General features: G+C 65.0%; 3 protein-coding genes. All 3 read left to right on the forward strand.

Annotation, left to right across the window (positions count from 1 at the left end; all coding sequences use genetic code 11):
- Positions 1–253: 253 nt before the first annotated feature.
- The 3 genes from QPK32_RS26405 (at position 254) to QPK32_RS26415 (ending at position 2,366) form a co-directional block, all read left to right on the forward strand.
- On the forward strand, positions 254–694 hold the full coding sequence (locus QPK32_RS26405; protein ID WP_290415752.1) for a nuclear transport factor 2 family protein: 441 nt from the start codon (positions 254–256) through the stop codon (positions 692–694).
- A 22-nt stretch (positions 695–716) separates the two neighbouring features.
- Positions 717–1,289, forward strand: a complete 573-nt coding sequence (locus QPK32_RS26410; RefSeq protein ID WP_290415753.1) for a VOC family protein — start codon at positions 717–719, stop codon at positions 1,287–1,289.
- 78 nt (positions 1,290–1,367) lie between these two features.
- Positions 1,368–2,366 carry a 2-hydroxyacid dehydrogenase gene (locus tag QPK32_RS26415; RefSeq protein ID WP_290415754.1) on the forward strand — a complete coding sequence of 333 codons (999 nt, stop codon included), beginning with the start codon at positions 1,368–1,370 and terminating at the stop codon, positions 2,364–2,366.
- Positions 2,367–2,430: the final 64 nt, after the last annotated feature.

The raw sequence follows: 2,430 nt of genomic DNA on the forward strand, positions 1-2,430 counted from the left end.
CCCTCCCGAATCGCCACTTTGCTGTCCGCACCGCGGACAGCTTCGCGCGCCGTGGGCGCGCGATGCCCGAATTACCACTCCATCTCGATTCAATCCCCGACCATTCCGACCGCCTTCGGAATCACATCGCCATATTATCCATCCACCTGGATAATCATTCCACGATCGGCCGATTCACACGCCCCGGTGGACAACATACACTCCTCCCTACGCACTGACCGCCATATACCGGTCCGACGAAAGGAAAACCCCCATGAAAACCATCATCGCCACCAGCGCCTTGCTCCTCGCATCGCTGGCCCACGCCCAGGAGGTCCGCACCATGTCCACCCCCGCCCAGGAAGCCGCCATCGCCCAGAAGCTGATCGACCGCCACTTCGAGATCTGGAACGAGACCGACGCCGCCCGGCGCCTGCCCAAGTACCCGGCCGTCGACACCGCCGACTTCTTCGTGGCCGACTACGCCGGCAAGGACACCGGCTACGCCAACGTCGACCGCAAGATCGGCGAGCTGCAGAAGAAGAACGCCGGCTTCCGCTTCACGCCGGAACCGATCACCTGGAACCACGGCGTCGGCCGCGTCACCTGGGGCTACGGTCCGAAGGACAAGCCGAACCAGATCCGCGGCGAAGACATCTTCACCATCGAGGGCGGCAAGCTGGCCAGCGCCCGCGTATTCATCGACAAACACTAAAACGACAAGGAACCACCTCCCCATGAAAACCATCGCTACCGTATTCGCCGCCGCTGCCGCCGCATTCACCCTGGGCCTGGGCGGCACCGCCTACGCCGCCGCGCCCGCCATCAAGTCGGCCGGCATCGACCACGTCGGCATCAGCGTGCCGAACCTGAAGCAGGCCGAGGAGTTCTTCGTGACCACCTTCGGCTGCCAGCCCGTCACCCAGATCGGCCCGTTTCCGATGAAACCGCACGCCGAGAGCGTGACGCTGGCGATGGTCCGCTGCGGCACGGGCGCCAATATCGAGCTGTTCGAGTACAAGAAATCGGCCGGCAGCACGGCGATGCCGAAGATGGAAGACATCGGCGCCTCGCACATCGCGTTCTACACGGACGACGTGCAAGCGGGCATCGCCTACCTGAAATCGAAGGGCCTCAAGATCACGGGCGGACCGATGACCATGACGAGCGGCGACACCGAGGGCGAAACCTGGGTGCACTTCGAGTCGCCCTGGGGCTCGGACATGGAACTGGTGGGCTACCCGAACGGCAAGGGCTACGAGAAGAAGTCCACGCTGAAGCTGTGGAATCCGAAGCATCCGGCCAACTGACGCGGACGTTCGCCACGGATGACGTGGCGCCACGCCTGGTCTAGACTGGCGGACATCCATCGCCGCCAGGGGTAGACCATGAAGACCGCCGTATTCAGCGCGCGCCGCTACGACAAGACGATGCTGGCCCAGGCCAACCTCGACCTCGATGCCGGCCACGAACTGCGTTTCCTCGAAGACCGCCTGACGCCGTCGACGGCGATCCTGGCCAAGGGCTGCGCGGCCGTCTGCGTGTTCGTCAACGACAGCGTCGATGCCGCCGTGCTCGAGATCCTCGCGCAGCAGGGCACGCGCCTGGTGGCCACGCGCTCCACGGGCTACAACCACATCGACGCCGCGGCCGCGGCCCGGCTCGGCATCGCCGTCGTGCGCGTGACCGATTATTCGCCGCATTCGGTGGCCGAATTCGCCGTCGGCCTGCTGCTGGCCGTGAACCGCAAGATCGCCCGCGCCAGCGTGCGCACGCGCGACGGCAATTTCGACCTCGACGGCCTGATGGGTGTCGACTTGCACGGCAAGACGGTGGGCGTGGTCGGCACCGGCAAGATCGGCACGATCTTCGCCCGCATCATGGCCGGCTTCGGCTGCACGGTGGTCGGCCACGACCGCTACCCGTCGCCGGCGTTCGAGGCGCTGGGCGGCCGTTACGTCGGCATCGACGAACTGCTCGATTGCAGCGACGTCGTCTCCCTGCATTGCCCGCTGACGGAAGAGACCCACCACATCGTCGACGCCGCCTCGCTGGCCCGCGCCAAGCGTGGCAGCATCCTCGTCAACACGAGCCGCGGCGGCCTGGTCGACACGGAAGCGGCGATCGCGGCCCTGAAGAGCGGCCAGCTGGGCGGCCTGGCCATCGACGTCTATGAACAGGAAGCCAGCCTGTTCTTCCAGGACCTGTCCTCGACCATCATCACGGACGACGTGATCCAGCGCCTCGTGTCCTTCCCGAACGTGATCGTCACGGGCCACCAGGCCTTCTTCACGGTCGAGGCCATCGGCCAGATCATGCGCACGACGATCGAGAGCATCACGGCATTCGAACAGGGGCGAGACTTGATTAACAGAATCCCCACATGACAGCCTTGCGATTCTTCAAACGTCCGTCTATAATGCGGCCTCACGCGAACGACCAGTGACACGG

Origin of the sequence: Massilia sp. YIM B02763 (assembly GCF_030412015.1) — a bacterium.
Taxonomy (GTDB): Bacteria; Pseudomonadota; Gammaproteobacteria; order Burkholderiales; family Burkholderiaceae_D; genus Telluria.